The following is a 15,940-nucleotide window of genomic DNA, read 5'->3' as shown; positions in this document are numbered from 1 at the left end:
GGTGAGTCTCTTTTGTTGGATAAAGTAATGTTCAGGGATTAGATTGTACGAACCCATCGATTAGGGCGACCAGTGTATCTGGGATATCTTCCTGACAAAAATGGCCAACGCCCTCGACATTTACGATAGGTGCTTGGGGGAAAAGCCCTTTGAAGTCGCTTATCGCATGGTCCTTGGCAATACCGAAGTCTTTATCACCTGACACCAGCATTGCAGGTTTGCTGCGCAGAGCTGCAATGTCGCCTTGTTCGAGAGTTTCCCGAACAAAGGACAGAAAGCGTCCTTCATGGATGTCTAGTGGAAAATTAATGGCCCCAATACAGCTTTCTCTGTCTGGGAACGGGGCCGAATAAGCATGGATCCAGGTGTCAGTAACCCCCGCAGAGTTCTGAAAGCCAATGATCTTCATCACCGACAGTACTGTACTGCCCATTTCACCCAATATACCCTCCAGGGTTCCGTTGCTGGCATGTTTCTCGATCCATTGAAACCAGGGTGTTTTGCCGCCGCTTGCTTTACCGCCACCGTATCCAAGAACGGTATTCATTAGAAAAATTCTTTGGACCTTTTCAGGATTACGTGCGGTATATGCACCGATCATTGGGCCGCCCCAGTCTTGGCCCACGAAAGTGATGGCCTTATGACCCAGCGCATCAATAAGGCATTCCAAGTTTTCGACGTGGGAGCGTAATGTGTATTCTCTATCCTGGGGTGTTGCAGATTTTCCAAAACCCATGTGATCGGGAACGATGACCCGATACTTGCTGGCCAGACCGGGAATCATATTTCGATACAGGTAGCCCCAAGTTGGCTCCCCGTGAAGCAATACAAGCACCTCACCGTCTTCCGGGCCTTCGTCAATGTAATGTTGCCTAAAGCCCGCCGTGGTCGAAAAGTGGGGCTCGAACGGCCAGGTGCCGTCAAAAGTCTCGTCAGCAGAAATCAATGTTTTTAGCGCTCCTGTCTCGCATGCAAAGTTGAAGTGTGCAGGTGTTGCAGCAATCAAACCTGACTGTGAGTACAGGGATTGCCCCGACGTACAAAGCTTGTGCCGGATCCTGCCATAGCCTAGTGTACCTGCAAAATCGTATTTGGATGAGCAGCATGGCGGCGGGTTATTTTTCGGGAAAAAAAGCAGTAATCACAGGGGCGGGTGATGGCATCGGTAGAGCCCTAGCCCAGCAATTAAATGCGATGGGATGCGAGTTATGGTTGTGTGATGTCGACTCGGGTCGGCTAGAAGCGACGCTCGAAGGCCTCAATGTAGTAAAGGCGGCTGTGCATACTGAGGTCGTTGATTGTGGCAATCAAGATGCCATCGTGGCTTGGGGGCGAGCAGTGGCTGCCGAAACCACTAGTATCGACGCCGTTTTTAATAACGCAGGGGTTGCCTATGCTGCGCCTTTTGCCGACGCCAGCGAGGAGAGTTTTCAGTGGTTAATGGCGATCAATTTTTGGGGCGTTGTGTGGTCAACTCGAGCTTTTTTGCCTTTACTGCAGGCTGCGCCGGTGGGGCATTTGGTCAACGTGTCATCCATATTCGGCATGATTGGTGTGGCGGGTCAGAGCGCCTACAACTCGGCGAAATTTGCCGTCAGGGGCTTTACCGAGGCGCTTCAAGCAGAGTACCGCAACAGCTCCATTAAAGTGAGTTGCGTGCACCCTGGTGGAGTGGCTACCAATATTGCAAAACGTGCTCGCGCCGACGGCGAGTGGGCGCTAAGTAATGCCGAAGAGCGGGATGCCCAGTTTCGACAGGCTGCTAAAACAACCCCAGAGAAGGCGGCAGAGATAATACTGAGACGGACGGCGGTCAGCACGCCCAGAATATTCGTGGGATGGGATGCTCGTATAATGCACTGGCTAACGAAAGTTTTTCCTACCAGCTATCATTTTTTTATAGAGCGTCTTGGGCAAAGAAACGAGTCAAAATAGCGTGGCACCCCAGCGCTATTATTGGTTGCTGCTGGCCTCCACCTTATTGATGGCGTCGGCTTTTGTGGTCTCAAAGCTGTTTATTAATGATGGCGTACACCCACTTGTTCTAGTGGCTAGCCGTTTCACGTTGGCGGGTCTCTTGGCCGTTTTTTGGTTGTTTTTGCGTGGCCAGCTTGAGACGCCCAAAAACATATCTGATGTCGTTGGTGTGCTAATCGTTGGGACCCTTCAGACAGGGGTGCTCTTTGGTACTGGCTTTATCGCAATGGAGCACCTGAGCGCGGCGACAATCTCACTTTTAACCCTAACGATGCCTATTTGGGTAACCGGTATTTTGGCTGTTATGAACCGGGCACTACCACCCCTTCAGCAATTGATCGCGTTGGCAATTGGTATGTTGGGCGTTGCGTTAATCATTGGCTCAGGCGTGAATCAGGCGGGTATCGGCGAACTTCAGTGGTTTGCGCTGGCGTTAGTCGGTGCAGCTTGTTGGGCTTCTGCGACGGTATTCACCAAGACATCGGGGTTGACCATAACGGGTTGGAGTCTTAATGCATGGCAGATGCTTGTTGGCGGTGCTGAGGTGCTAATCATCGCTTTGGCATTGGGTTTGCCGGGCATAAATTTTGTGCTGATCAGTGACATACTTCTGTTTGTTTGGCTTGTGATTCCTGCGTCGATTTTATCGTTTGGATTTTGGTTTACTGCGCTACGGTTGGGTGGTGCTGCGGTTACAAGCGGCTATCTGTTCCTGATTCCACTCTTCACGGCATTGATTTCTGTACCTGTGTTGAATGCTACTTTCGCACCCCTGCAACTGCTGGGTGGCATTGCTGTGGGTGCGGCAGTCTGGTTAATGTCGCGTTCCTCAGCCTAATTTTAAAACGCTATCGAGTGCTCGATGACCTGATTTTCGCGGTAAACTAATCTCTGTAATATTTTTTTGGAGTCCTGAATGGGTCGCGCTTACCAAAATCGCAAGCTGTCTATGGCAAAAACTGCTGCTGTAAAGACAGCTGTCTACTCGCGCTACAGTCGCGAAATTTATGTCAGCGCAAAAGCTGGTGGAACGGATCCGGCGGCTAACCTGTCGCTGCGTTCACTGATTGATCGCGCTAAAAAAGATCAGGTGCCTTCTCACGTTATTGATAAAGCAATCGCCAAGGCTGAGTCGGGTGTGGGTGAGGATTATCACGTAGCCCGTTATGAAGGATTTGGCCCCGGCGGCACTATGCTGCTGGTGGAATGCCTGACTGACAATGCTAATCGAACGATTGGTGATGTCAGGCCAGCTTTTACTAAAGGTAAAGGTAAAATGGGAACCCCCGGCACTGTCGCGCATATGTTTGATCATGCTGCGGTGTTTGTTTTCTCTGGAGATGAGGACGAGGTGCTTGAGGCATTGCTGCTGGCAGATGTGGATGTCACTGATGTCGAAAATGATGACGGAATGCTGACGGTGCTGTCACCGCACACCGAATACGCTAAGACGCGCAATACCTTGACAGAAACTTTCCCCGGTGTTGATTTTGAAGTGGACGAAATCCAATTCGTCCCTAAAGGGGAAACCCCAATCAGTGGCGATGAGCTCGAGCAATTTGAAAAGCTTTTGGGCTTATTAAATGCCTGCGAGGATGTGCAAAACATCTTTCACGACGCAAAGCTTTGAAGGGTGCGCATGATCGCTGAGCCATACAGCAAGTATGGTCTGCCCGATGGGTTTCTGGGGGGGCGGTGCCGACCAACGGTATGGCATCTGCTAGGGCCTTGTAACACCGCGGGTCGGCGTCATTATAAGATAGGCTCAGCGCCGTTTTGTTCGACGCTGAGCGCTGGTGCGACTGACAACGCTACTGCCAAATGCTACTGGAGCGTTAGCGCTTTTAAATCGGTCTAATCGGAGATGCTTTGCCAATCAGCAGAGCCACTCAACATATCTGCAATCCACTGATAGACAGGAACGCCCGCGACCTCTCGCTCAAACTGAGCCTGAATGAATGTATGGCTGTTACCGTCAGCGATAAGACTGTGAAAGCGCTCTGGGTGTGCCTCTTCGAGGACGGCCATTTCCTGAAGAAGCGCGGCTTCAAAAGCCTCGCCACCAATACCCACAAAGACATCTGCAATAACAGAATCTTGCTTGGTACTCAGGAACCCCATTCGAAGATTGGGATCTTCATCCAGCTGAAAAATATGATACCCCGTTGTGTGTCCTTCAGGACTGATGCAAGTATCACAGTCTTCAGGAATAAATCGGGTTGCGTTCCACTCTTGGCTAACGAAGTCCACGTACCCCGGCCTTGAAATGCCTACGCCCGAGTCGTTGACAAGATCGATCGGCGTGTCTGGATAAAGCTTTCGAACCAGCGGCAACATGTAGTCAGTTCCGAAACCACCGGCGCTGTTACCGGTTAACAAAATTCGCGTTGGTGCTGGGAAGTTGGAGGCTATAACGTCTATCGACGCAGACAAATTTTTCAGCCCTCGATGATAGCGATCGACGGTGCCATCATCATCGTCGTCAATATCGACATCCCCTGAAAATACCGAGCCATCGCAATAGGGTAAATACGCAACATTAAAATCAGCCGCAGGATTGGTTGAGGACGCAGGGTTGAGAATGCCAAAGGTAGGCATGCCAGGACTGGCGCTGGGAGTCGCCTGGCAAAGTAAACTGTTACAGGCACCGCCGCCTTCTAAAAAGATCATTAACTCGTCGGCAGATCCTTCTCGGGTTGCCATCGTATATTCACCACCAACAAGGCAAAGTGGACCATCACCAGCTCCAAATGTGTGCTGAACGATGTCGCCCTCGACTTCCGAGGTCATTGGTGTGTACAGGCCCAAATATTGGTCGACGCCCTGATCGTAAAGCACTTGAAAAGGCGTGGGTTCGGGCTCAGGCTCGGGAAGTGGTTCCGGAGTCGGCGGTGGTGTGGGTGCGGGGTCATTGGAGTCTGAGCACGCAGTGAGAAAGACTAACAAAATTGCCATTGATATTTGAAAAAAAACTGACGCCATTGGGAAAGACCTTGTCAAAATTTGTGACAGTTTATTTTAGCCAAATGCGGCTTTTGGGCACACTTTTTTGGCGAACTATGATCACCTATTTGCCGCTGGTATCGTTTGTAGATAACGCCTTATTAGATTTGCGCAAATTGCTGCTTTGAAGAATTAGGCGAGAGAAAAATTGTTGCTTTTGAACCGGGAATTTTCGGTAACTTTAATGGGGTATATAGCCCTACAATTCAAAAACCCTGAGAAATGAGAACTTTTAGCGGCCAAGCCCCGTACAACAGGGGAAACAGGCAGCCTAGGCGTTGAGCACTACATTGAGTAATTTTCGGGATCGACTTTCGAATGATGATATTGGCCGCGTGATTGAGATGGCTTGGGAGGATAGAACGCCCTTTGAAGTCATCGAAACCGAGTACGGTCTCGACGAGTCTGAGGTTATTGACCTTATGCGTAGTGAGATGAAAAAAAGGTCTTTTACGATGTGGCGTAAGCGCGTTACTGGCAGAAAGACGAAGCATCGGGCACTGCGCGGTTTCGACGTTGGGCGTCACCGTTGTCCCAGTCAGCGGACCCGCTAGGGGCCATTGTTTTAAGCCGAGCTTGGCGGTCCAAGCCTGTCGCCCTAGCGTATTTACAGCATTACAGGCACGCCAAGCCCCCCACCCATATCCTCTTTCGATGCCTATGGAGACGCCCATGCCAGAAGGCCACCCTGTTTCTTATTCGCAACGCACAATTATCGAGCTGATGGTTCCCTCATATGCAAATTTTGGTGGCAAGGTCCACGGTGGCACGCTCATGTCCACAATGGATAAGGTCGCTTACGTCTGTGCTAGTAAGCATGCCGGTAATTATTGCGTCACGGTGAGTGTCGATGCGGTTGAGTTCCTCGAGCCAGTGGAGGTTGGGGAGGTGGTATCCCTGATGGGCTCAGTGAATTATGTGGGGACTAAGTCCCTAGTGGTGGGTATTAAAGTCGTGGCGGAAAATATACAGACGGGTGCTCGACGACACACCAATACCTGTTATTTCACCATGGTCGCCAAAAACGCGAAGGGTGAAACCGTGACCGTACCCCCGCTCATTCTGGAAACCGTAGAGGATGTGAGGCGTTACTGTGCGGCTCTGCAGCGCAAACGGCTACGCGATCACGCGCGCGGCTACATGGCAGATTATCGTAAAAACTTTGAATACGATGATGACGTCGAGCAGTTTTTAGGCGAGCAACGCTGTGTTGTGCAGCTAGAAAAATCTGAATAGCTGCTAGCACTTTGGTGTGGGGGTAATGGCGCTAAACCCAAAACATTTAGGCTAGATTGTTCCATTCTCTCGCCATTCACTGGTTGGGCTGACATGCAGACTGAGCGGGTCGTGAGCTAACGGTCTGCAAGGATCTTCTGATTACTACATAGGCCTGTGCCCTTCCAGCCCATGAGTTTGAAACCTAAACGATCTCTTCGCTTACAGGGTTAAAAAAAAGGGGCCTTTTCAGCCCCTGTTTTATTTCAAGCTCGATCGTCGTTATACGGTGACCGCATTACCTCGGAAAATCTTGGACAGGTATCGGCTTTCTTTCGGCGATGGGGCGGGGACCGAACACTGCATGACGGCAGCAACCAGTCGTTCCATTTCTTCAGATAGCTCCTGATCATTAGAGGGCTCTTCTGTGTGAGCCCTTCGCGTCAGTTGCACCTGATTCACCGCTGGGACAGTTGGCAGACGCTCGCCTTCCACACCGAGGGTCACGGTGAACGCGTGCAAAGAGTTCTTCACAAAGAGTGCTAGGGCAAATTCCTCCCGCGTTGACGCCAGAGATGTCTCAGGTGTTAACAACACAATTTGGCAGCTGGGTATCAAAGCCGCAATGCGAGCACTACGAAAATGATGGGTAAGCTGCTGGTGAACGAGCTGCCGAAACTGCTCATCGGATAACACTCGATCCCAATCGCCACCCCGGTCTCCTGCCAGCGCGTTCAAGGGAAGACGCTCAAAGGGGCTGCTCACAATGACATCAAAGCCACCGTCATGACGCAGTATGTGGTCCAAACCGCCTTCAATATCGTCGCCAATACAGCGGACCTCGATATTCTCCGAGCTGTCACATTCCAGGGCGTGATGTAATGTTGTTTTGGTCTCCTCGGAGCGCGTGAGCACCCAGAGTTTATCGACACCGTTGGCAGAAAAACCGTTGGCAATCTCGGTAATTTCATTGCGCATACAATCGCCCAAAATGACAACGCGCTTGCCGCTGAGCCGCGCCAAATCTTTTTCACTGGGTGATAGCAACAACTCGCCTTCAGTCACTGATCGGTCGAATTTCAGGCCGCCAGAGGGATGGAAGGTCTCACCACTAACGATCTCATCGGCAAGGTGAAATACCGTTGACAAGCCTACTTGCTCATCCGTCGGCATCTTATGCAGGTGCAACCGGTTTAAAATGCCCGACTCAATCTGAGTCGCCGATCGCTTGCAAGCTTCCTTGTCGAAGAAGGGGGACGGTGCATCGACAAAAGAACCCAAGAATTCGTCCTTATCCTCCGCCGTAAAAATGCCTGCGTTAACCAATCGTTCTACCAATTTCACGGCCATACCCATATGCAGTAAGCACTGGCTGGAACTGCCTGTTCCGCCAGAATCCTTCACCTGTGTGTACAAGCGGCTGAGGGTTGAAGGCAGATTGTGGGAAGGTAGTACCTCTACTGCGTTGGCTGAAAGCTTTCTGAGTTCCTCAACTGGATAGCCGTCAGCCGCCGCCGAAATCATAGCGGCATGAACTTGGTTGAGGCGTTTGTTTTCTAGAACCAATCTTCCGCGACGATCAAACAATCCGGGAGCATCCCCTAATCCACGCAGCCGCGCACCATCGACGGGGCCGGGAGCCAGTGCATTGATCTGAATTTCTGGTCCAAGGTGACGCGATAAGATTTCCGCAAGCACGCGCTGCCCCGCCTTGGAAACAGCGTAGTCAGCGCGGTTGGGGTAGGCCACCGCCACGTATTTCTCGCCGCCAAAGTAACTGGAGACGTTCAGTATCGAACCTCGGCCTTTATCTTTCATGAGTGGCCCGAACTTGCGAATTAACGAATAGTTGGAGATCAGGTTCGCTTCCATGGTGCGATCCCAGTCTTTCAGCGTCATGTCGACAACCATTTCTTCAGCACCGGAAATGCCGGCGTTGTTGATTAAAAAATCGACCTGACCAAACAGATCAATTGCGTGCTGATGCAATTGATCAAGGGCCGCGGGATTGCCAACATCGATATTGGCCAGTACGTGAATACGGGTTTCAGCGTTGGGGTAGCCAATTCCGCTGAGCTCCTCGACGATTTCGGCCTTTGCCTCTAAGAGCTTGGCTTCGCTGCGTGCACTCAGAAGGATCCGTGCGCCCGCAATGGCAAGGTAACGTCCCAACTGCAAGCCTATGCCCAAGCTGCCGCCAGTGATCACCGCAGTTTTACCTTTGTGCAGGCCGGGCAGAACCCGCATCAGTGATGTGGGCATAGCCCCTTTACCGGTTGCCCGCTTGATATTTTTAGGAATCCAGAGGTTGATCGGATCCATCTGCCGCACTCGGTTTGTGAGTGTCGCAGCCCAGTCTGCTGCGAAGGGGAGGGCGTCCTTATCCTCGGTATCGTAACGTACCAGCTGATTGGGCTGGACTGACCACGAAAGATCTCCTGACGCTTTCAGCGTTTCATCTTCATGGCGCCAGCCCCGAATCAGCGCCTCGTTTGACGCGCGAATAACTTCGTTTAGCAAGTTGCCGTGACCATCGCTTTCATTGGTTACGTAGGTGATCGCAGGGGGCTCGCACTTGCCAAACCAGCGACTAAGGTTGGTCGCGAGCGTTGAGGCAAAGGCAACAGGCGCAACGACCTCGTCCTTCACAAAATTTTCAACATCGTCATCGGAAGCACTGCAGATGGAGTAGCCATATTGACCATTTTTCTTCTGGGGAAGAACAATTACCCCATCGAGCCGGCCAAAGTGGTCGTCTATGAATTGCATGGTTCTGTCGACAGACTCTCGGCGCAGAGGATCGAGGTGTGAAAGCTGTACTGACTCGAGCTCCCGGGCTTGGATAATCGACCTAGCATGACCGACTGATTCCAGATTCCTAAAAGCCAGCAAGACTCGGGCGCCGCTTTCGGTATGCCGCTCAGCAAAAGTAACCGCCTCTTCGTAATCTGATCCGCCCAGTATCAACACGATATTGTCAGACAGGTCTTCTAGGCGTTTGTCTGGCCACGAGACTAGCTGAGACCGACTCTGAGCGGGCACCTGCATGCCGTTGGTGACCTCGACTGCGTGACCCGAGACGGCGGCAGATTCGCCGGAGGCCAGCCAGGTGATCGAAGACGCTACATCTGTGGGCGTTGGGTAACGATACTCAAGACCCTCCTCGCCATCGCGAGTTGTAATCATGAGGTCTCGGAATTCACGACCGGTGCTGCCAGGCTCCAGATTTTGAAGCTCGTCCATGCGGGCGAACACTGTATCGATGCGTTCAGACTCAATCGGGCCTGGGAAGACGGTATTAACGCGAATGCCTTGCTCTTCACCAAGCTCAAGTGCGAGCCCTTTCGACAGCGCGTTCAGTCCGGACTTGGGGACTACATAAGGAATGCGGCCAAAATAGTGCGTTCGCGAAAAGATGGTCGACACGTTAATAATGGATGCGCCCACTGACATATGCGGAGCAGCAGCTCGGGCCATGTTCCAGGGTGCGCCCAATAGGTTCATAGCAGAGTCGAACATCGTCTGGTCCGATCCCGCGGTTTTCATTTCTATGTCTGAGAAGGGGATGTCTCGCAGCGTGTACTTAGGGCCTGCTGCACCTGCGTTATTCACCAAGACATCAATGGTCCCAAAGGCCTCTACGGTATCGGCAACGATGCGCCGACAAACTTCGGGGTCTGCGCAATCACCCACCGTAACGACCATATTTTCCCTGCTAAAACCGTCATCGCAGAGTGAATCTACAAACTCCTCGAGCTTGCTGATATCACGCCCTGTCATCATCACTCTTGCACCTTCACAGAGCAGTTGCCGGGTGATAAATCGACCAATTGACCCGGCGGCGCCAGTTAAAATAATCGATTTGTTTTCCAGTCTTTTCCCGGACTTTGACTGACTGGCCATGTCGTCTGTGAATTGCACAAAATCATTCATCGGAGTGCTCCTGCTGAGCCGGTTTCTACTTGAGTAATTTGCTCCCCGCGCTCTGCTGCATCTCGCAATGCCCAGGCTCGGTAAAGCTCGTCTTTGGTTTTCAGGCCTTCTCGTGGCAGGGCGTGCACTGCTACGTAATTAGCACCTTGATGGCGGTTCTCCCACATGGCTTGGTGAGCCTCGGGAAGTTCTTCCATGGTGACGGGCGTGGGTGGAAGGACCGCGAGCAAGCCCGAGGCGATCTGCTCCTGCATTTCGGCAAACTCCCGTGAGGTGTTGAGGTGCGTACCTCGGATTTCCGCTGTGGGCATAAGTATGCGTCGTTGACGGGTCCAAACCTGAGGTGCATAGAAGCTAAAGCACTGCCCCTCGAGATCCTCGGCGTAGACCACGCGACCCGTATTGGGCTTTACCAGAGCGGAAGCAAGGGCGAGCCCGTCTCGGCCACGTCGCTCAAAGACAATGTCAGGTAAACCGCGTTTATCCAGAGTATTTCGCAATGCTGGAGCAATAGCAGATCCAATTGGCTTCAGCGTTTTATCGGAAAACTCCCTCACCGCCTCGCGGAAAGCTAGCGACTCGGTAAAGGGGTCTGGCATACCGGGAAAAGGTCCCGGTGGCATGAAGTCGTCACCCAAGCGTTTTGCAATTTCTTCGATGCTGACAACGCCTCGAACCCGGGGCCCGAAGCCCAAAGAGCTCACGAATTCCCGCTGCGCTATGGTATCTACCAGCACCGCCACCTGACCGCCGTTTTGACAGGCTACTTCGATGGCCTCAATGGCGACGTTATCAACAATGCCATCTTCCGCACCTGGGCCATACACAATTAAGATGGTTTGGCCTGGGCGTAAACCGGCCTTGCGGAACATAGTGGCCGGGGAGGAGGCGCCGGGCTTGCCCAAGAAGGTAAAGCGATAACCCGAGGATGCACCGTAAAAAGCGAGCACCCCGTTGTTGCCTAGCAGTTGAAAGGTTCGGGGAAATGCATTTTCACCCGCATGGGATACGGCGTAATCAATACTGCCGCCGACAGCGGTTTCTGCAGCAGCGACGAAGGGTAAGCCAGCTTCATGCCAAGCCTGCCATTCTTTCGGGTCATCTGGCACTGCGGTAAAAATATTTTGCCAGCGGCTGTCTTTTCGGTTGATGGGGGAACCACCCGCAGCAGTAACTCGAGTGGCGCGTTGGTCGCTGGACACCATGCCAAGACACGACAAGCCGCTAGCAGTTGCGCTTCTAAGGCAGTCATAGCCAGTGCCCGTTGAGGCACCTTCTACGAACAGGCGTCGTCCTGTTTCAATGTTTAAAGTGGTAAATAGCGCTCGTTGAATGGTCCCCATAGTAAGGCCATAGGACCCAGCTTCCTCGAAGGTCAGTGAGCTCAATTTGGGGTGCAACTGCGGCCCTTGAACCGCCAAGAACTGGCCGTGACAACCGTCATTGCGTTCGTAGCCCTGAATGCGGAAGTCAGCTGCCATAGGGTCTAACCCCTGATCAGGGGACATTAACTCGCTCTGCCCTGAGTAGACAGTGACCAAATCGCCTACCGATAGTCGCCCCTCAGAAACCAGCTCGGCTCCCAGAGACACCACCAAGCCAACACCGCCAGACCCAGTGACCTGAACGTCGGATTCCCGAGCATCGAAGGGTGAAACCGGGATGCCGGTTATCGCCCAGATGTCATTGAAGTTAACCTCTGAGGCAAGGACGTAGATCAGAGCCTCAGCGGCCTCCGGCGCGGGGGTTGGGTACACCAATTTGCGTTCAGCGACGTTAGGGTCGCCGTGCTCTGGTGCGCCATCAAGGTCAGACCTCGCGACTCCCCAGCCATACTGGTAGCTGGGTATGGGTGTCACGCCAGGGAAAAAACTCGCACCTACGGGAAGCAGGTTTCCTGAGGCTTCTAAATCACTGAGTTGTTCTTCGCTGGGATAAGGCGGCACTGCCTTTGGTTGGCAGGGCAGAGGCGAACTGCGCTTCTCGAGAAAAGCTGTAATTCCGGTAGGACCAGAAGCAGGGTCACAAACCGATTCAGCGAATAAACGTGCCTCGGCATCGAGGCCTGCCGTAACGCCTTGCTCTAAACCGATAAAGGTGGCCTCAAGAATGCGTTGAGCAACATGCTCGCGGCCGCCGGCTGAGAGCTGTTTCAGAGCTGTCGCTACCTCAGGGTGTTCTTTGATATCGCCGTCAGGCACCAAAGTCTCCTCGCGTTGAGCGAGAAGGGTTTTGTGCCGGTTTAAGACGCTGGAGATTTGGCTGTTACCCGAGAAATGCTCGCGCAAACGGGACATCGCTCGATTGAGGGCCGACTCACTTCCAACCGGTACTACCTCATCGACTAATCCGATACGCTGCGCCCAGTCAGAGTCGATGGGACGGCCGCGGAGCATGATGCCCAGTGCATTGGCGACGCCCTCGTCACCTTGGCGATCTTGCAATTTACGGGTCAGACGTTGCGTGCCGCCATAACCCGGGAGTAGGTTGAGGTTGACCTCGGGCTGGCCGAAGGTGGCCTGATCTGCAGCGACCACATAGGCGCAGGAAAGCAGTAATTCGTTACCCCCGCCTAATGCTGGGCCGTTAATAGCGGCGATAACCGGCATATCAAGATTTTCGATCGCGGCGAAGGCAGCCTGAGCGGCGTGGGGAGGCGTTAATGCAGAGGCGGTATCGCCAACTTCCCCAATCTTTAACAACTCTTTGACGTCGGCGCCTGCAACAAAAGTGCCGCGTGCCCCGGTCACAACCAAAGCGTCGATATCGCTTTGATGTTTTATTTGGTGAATAACTGTGTGCAGTTCATCGAGTGCCCGCTCATTCAGTGCGTTTACCGGCGGGTTAGTAATGGCCAGCAAGGCAACGGTATGACTCTCTGTCAGGCGGTGTATTTCGAGTCTGATGTAGCGCCAGGTTTGCACAATCTGTCGGGCTTGCGCGAGTGCGCCGTGATCGCGCCATTGGCTGATGGCATCCCTAATCACGTCGACGACCTCAGGGTTCTTCAAAGTTGAGGTGTCGCCCAACGGAGCATCAAGAAGCAGCCCTCTCAGGGTGCGGCGCATGTATTTACCCGAACGAGTTTCGGGAAATGCAGGTACCACGAGAAAGTCTGATGGCACTGCGGTGGCGCCTTTTTCACTGCGAACAAGACCCTGTAAGCGGCTGAAATCATCGTCATTTAATTTGCGGCCGGGAGCGGCGACTAAAAAAGCGACGGGGGTTTCGCCTTTTTCATCGTGAGGTGCGCCCACAACCACGACGTTGCCTAATGGTGAGTCTTCCCTCAGCGTTTTGTCCCGCAGAATGGCGCCCTCGATCTCCTCGGTGCCAATTCGGTGCCCTGACACGTTGATAACGTCATCAGAGCGGCCGTGAAGCGTGAATCCGCCGTCTTCATGACGTCGGGCGTAATCACCCTGCGTGTAGCTATAGCCCTCACTCCAGCGATCGAAATACACGGCTTTGAATCGGTCGACATCCCCGCACCAACTTTCGCTTCCAAAGTGCTCCTTATCGCCCCAGAGCGTATGCGCCAGATAGGGATAGGGGCTAGTGATCACTAACTCACCTTTTTCGCCCACTTCGGCTTCACGCCATTGCGACACGCCATCTTCGCCGGCGGATTCGGCAACCCTTACCTGCGCTTGTATCCACGGAAGCGCCCACGTTTTGGCATCGGGTTGGAGGTCTTTATAACCGCCAGAGTGGCATGAGAAAACGATGCCGCCGTGCTCCGTCGCCCAATATGAGTTGATGTAATGTGAGCAGATATTTTCCATCGCAAATTGTTGAACCGCGGGCGACACGGGCTCCGCGCAAAAGGTTCCGGCACGCAGCGAACCCATGTCAAAGGCTGCCATGTCCCGAGTGCTTGCCGGGTCGGTCATAACGGCCTTTAGAAAAGTAGAGCCTGCTTTGAATAGTGTGACGCCATATCGCTCAATGGTTGCCGCGAAACGCCCTGCATGGGGGAAGAGCGGTGAGCCTTCGCAAACCACTGTGGTCATACCCATGGAGAGCGGCGCTGCAATGAGGTACGACTGACCCGTAATCCAGCCGGGATCGCCCACCACATACATGACATCGTCGGGTGTGCCTTCAAACACAGCGTGCATTGAATGCGTGACGCCGGCTAGCCACGCTCCGTGGGTGTGCACGACGCCTTTAGGTTTGCCGGTAGAGCCGGAGGTGTAAATGATAAACAGCGGCCAGTTGGCTTCTACGGGGACTACCGCTTCCAACCGATACAAAGTGGCTTGAAACTCGGTGTCGCTTAAAGCTTCAAAATAGGCCATATCCTCGGCTTGCAGCTCGGTCAAAAACTCTTGTTTGGCTGTTGCTACCAAGTCGTCTGAATAGGCATCTCGGTCATATTCAATGACTTCCTGCCCTGTGTATCGGGCCACCACTACTTTGTTGATATCGTGACCTACCTGAGATAGTGCTATGGCAACTTCCGTGCGTAGCTTGGCGCTGATTTCCGGGGTGATATTGGCCATTTCAGCTAAAATGCCGCCAAGTTCGCGCATAATGTCGGCGCGTTCTAGGGTGATCTCTCCGGCTAGGGCATTGCTGACAGCCGCCAGCAGCGCTTGGCTGTCCGCCATATCGGGGTAGTGCTTGAGGGTTTGGGACAAAGCCTCAAGTGCGGCCTCTCTGGGGACGTAATTGTCTAGAGCGGGGTCGGTGTACTGACTCTTGAAGGGCACAGCTTCGGCGTTTCGGTAGCCGCCATCAGCAGTAATGACGACCTTGGCGCCCGCGTCATGCAGGCGGTCCGAAAGCGTTTTGGCGGAAAAGCCTCCAAAAACTGGGGTGTAGATGATGCCCAGTCGTTGAGCTGCGAGAATGTAAAAAATCTGCTCTGGGATGTTGGGCATGTTTAAGGCAATGCGATCGCCGGTCTTCAGTCCAAGATTGGTGAGGACACGAGCTCGAACGACGACTTCTAGGAGTAACGCACGGTAGCTGAACTGTTGTTCGGTAACCGGACCGCCTCGGCCACTATTCTTTGAGGGGTCCCAACGGTCTCCCTCAAAAATCAGGGCTTTATTGTCGCCACGACCTTGCAACACGTGGCGGTCGATCTCATTAAAGGAGGCGTTAGTCTGCGCACCGACAAACCAACGTAAATAGGGTGCTTGGCTGTTATCAAGAACTGTGCTCCATGGGTTTGCGCTGTCTGCAAGCGCGCCGCTAGGGACGACGGCTCCTGTATCAGCTGAAAATCCTGCCCAGCATTGCGCCGCGAGGTCAAAATTCACCCACTGTTGCGCCTCAGCATCGAACCAGTGAATGTTGCGGCGGGCAACGTCGCCAAAAAAATCCTGTGGCGACTCATTGATCAAACGGCGGAGGGCATCCTCCCCCGCCTGTGAGCCCAATTGCTCCCAAGCGACTCCTACAGTCATATGAAAAACTCCCTGTGAAGCGCTTCAGGCTCCGTTCAAAAGAGGGCATCGCCATGATTTAGCAATACCGATTTCAGAGTTGTGCTACAGCCAACATTTTTAATTTTTATGGGTAAGAGCGATCTATCTCTCTTTAATTGACCCGAACATGTGGACAGTTACGGTGTCAGCTAGGGTGCGGATTAGAAAAATTGGCATTTTTACACTTGGAATTTAGTAGGTTTCTGAAAGTCCAGTGGATTTTTGGGGTTCAAAAGGATCTTTATTGGGGGCAAGTGCGCACTAAATGGCCCCTTTATAGTTGGCTTTCTCTGATTTTTTCTTGGGAGTTTGCATAAATTCGTAGCAATTGCGGCCAAATCGAAGCCAAGAGTGGCGAGGCATTTATTTCTGGC

At 52.9% G+C, this 15,940-nt stretch carries 9 protein-coding genes; 5 read left to right on the top strand and 4 right to left on the bottom strand.

From position 1 onward, the window contains the following. Positions 1 to 31: 31 nt before the first annotated feature. Positions 32 to 946: an alpha/beta fold hydrolase gene (locus ACMAY6_RS12865; protein WP_435212413.1), complete on the bottom strand. Its 915-nt coding sequence runs from the start codon at positions 944 to 946 to the stop codon at positions 32 to 34. A gap of 158 nt (positions 947 to 1,104) precedes the next feature. On the opposite strand from ACMAY6_RS12865, the gene ACMAY6_RS12860 reads away from it, so the two are divergent. The 3 genes from ACMAY6_RS12860 (at position 1,105) to ACMAY6_RS12850 (ending at position 3,607) form a co-directional block, all read left to right on the top strand. After that, positions 1,105 to 1,935 carry an SDR family NAD(P)-dependent oxidoreductase gene (locus tag ACMAY6_RS12860; protein ID WP_435212411.1) on the top strand — a complete coding sequence of 277 codons (831 nt, stop codon included), beginning with the start codon at positions 1,105 to 1,107 and terminating at the stop codon, positions 1,933 to 1,935. Position 1,936: 1 nt separating this feature from the next. Further along, positions 1,937 to 2,815 (top strand): DMT family transporter, encoded by an 879-nt coding sequence (locus ACMAY6_RS12855; protein ID WP_435212409.1) that lies wholly within the window; start codon positions 1,937 to 1,939, stop codon positions 2,813 to 2,815. Positions 2,816 to 2,893: 78 nt separating this feature from the next. Continuing rightward, positions 2,894 to 3,607 carry a YebC/PmpR family DNA-binding transcriptional regulator gene (locus ACMAY6_RS12850; protein ID WP_435212408.1) on the top strand — a complete coding sequence of 238 codons (714 nt, stop codon included), beginning with the start codon at positions 2,894 to 2,896 and terminating at the stop codon, positions 3,605 to 3,607. Positions 3,608 to 3,831: 224 nt separating this feature from the next. Here ACMAY6_RS12850 and ACMAY6_RS12845 read toward each other — a convergent pair whose 3' ends face one another. Then, positions 3,832 to 4,959, bottom strand: a complete 1,128-nt coding sequence (locus tag ACMAY6_RS12845; RefSeq protein WP_435212406.1) for a pectin acetylesterase-family hydrolase — start codon at positions 4,957 to 4,959, stop codon at positions 3,832 to 3,834. Positions 4,960 to 5,270: 311 nt separating this feature from the next. On the opposite strand from ACMAY6_RS12845, the gene ACMAY6_RS12840 reads away from it, so the two are divergent. Both ACMAY6_RS12840 and ACMAY6_RS12835 read left to right on the top strand, forming a co-directional pair. Next, the gene (locus ACMAY6_RS12840; RefSeq protein WP_435212404.1) at positions 5,271 to 5,534 is read left to right on the top strand and encodes a TIGR03643 family protein; all 264 of its coding nucleotides are present in this window, start codon (positions 5,271 to 5,273) and stop codon (positions 5,532 to 5,534) included. Between the two features lie 118 nt (positions 5,535 to 5,652). Next, the gene (locus ACMAY6_RS12835; protein WP_435212402.1) at positions 5,653 to 6,216 is read left to right on the top strand and encodes an acyl-CoA thioesterase; all 564 of its coding nucleotides are present in this window, start codon (positions 5,653 to 5,655) and stop codon (positions 6,214 to 6,216) included. A 261-nt stretch (positions 6,217 to 6,477) separates the two neighbouring features. On the opposite strand, the gene ACMAY6_RS12830 is transcribed toward ACMAY6_RS12835, so the two are convergent. Both ACMAY6_RS12830 and ACMAY6_RS12825 read right to left on the bottom strand, forming a co-directional pair. Beyond that, entirely contained in the window at positions 6,478 to 10,128 is a 3,651-nt protein-coding gene (locus ACMAY6_RS12830; protein WP_435212401.1) for an SDR family NAD(P)-dependent oxidoreductase, read from the bottom strand. After that, entirely contained in the window at positions 10,125 to 15,545 is a 5,421-nt protein-coding gene (locus ACMAY6_RS12825) for an AMP-binding protein (protein WP_435212399.1), read from the bottom strand. The genes ACMAY6_RS12830 and ACMAY6_RS12825 overlap by 4 nt, the downstream gene beginning before the upstream one ends. Positions 15,546 to 15,940 lie beyond the last annotated feature (395 nt).

This window comes from Luminiphilus sp. nBUS_16 (genome assembly GCF_051201645.1).
Taxonomy (GTDB): Bacteria; Pseudomonadota; Gammaproteobacteria; order Pseudomonadales; family Halieaceae; genus Luminiphilus.
Note: the sequence above shows the minus strand (reverse complement) of the source record. Positions and strands in the feature narration are given on the sequence as shown.

What these genes read in the sequence shown, in the direction of transcription:
- ACMAY6_RS12845 (WP_435212406.1), bottom strand. Translation starts at nt 4,959, where the DNA reads ATGGCGTCAGTTTTTTTTCAAATATCAATGGCAATTTTGTTAGTCTTT.
- ACMAY6_RS12835 (WP_435212402.1), top strand. Translation starts at nt 5,653, where the DNA reads ATGCCAGAAGGCCACCCTGTTTCTTATTCGCAACGCACAATTATCGAG.
- ACMAY6_RS12830 (WP_435212401.1), bottom strand. Translation starts at nt 10,128, where the DNA reads ATGAATGATTTTGTGCAATTCACAGACGACATGGCCAGTCAGTCAAAG.
- ACMAY6_RS12860 (WP_435212411.1), top strand. Translation starts at nt 1,105, where the DNA reads ATGGCGGCGGGTTATTTTTCGGGAAAAAAAGCAGTAATCACAGGGGCG.
- ACMAY6_RS12850 (WP_435212408.1), top strand. Translation starts at nt 2,894, where the DNA reads ATGGGTCGCGCTTACCAAAATCGCAAGCTGTCTATGGCAAAAACTGCT.
- ACMAY6_RS12825 (WP_435212399.1), bottom strand. Translation starts at nt 15,545, where the DNA reads ATGACTGTAGGAGTCGCTTGGGAGCAATTGGGCTCACAGGCGGGGGAG.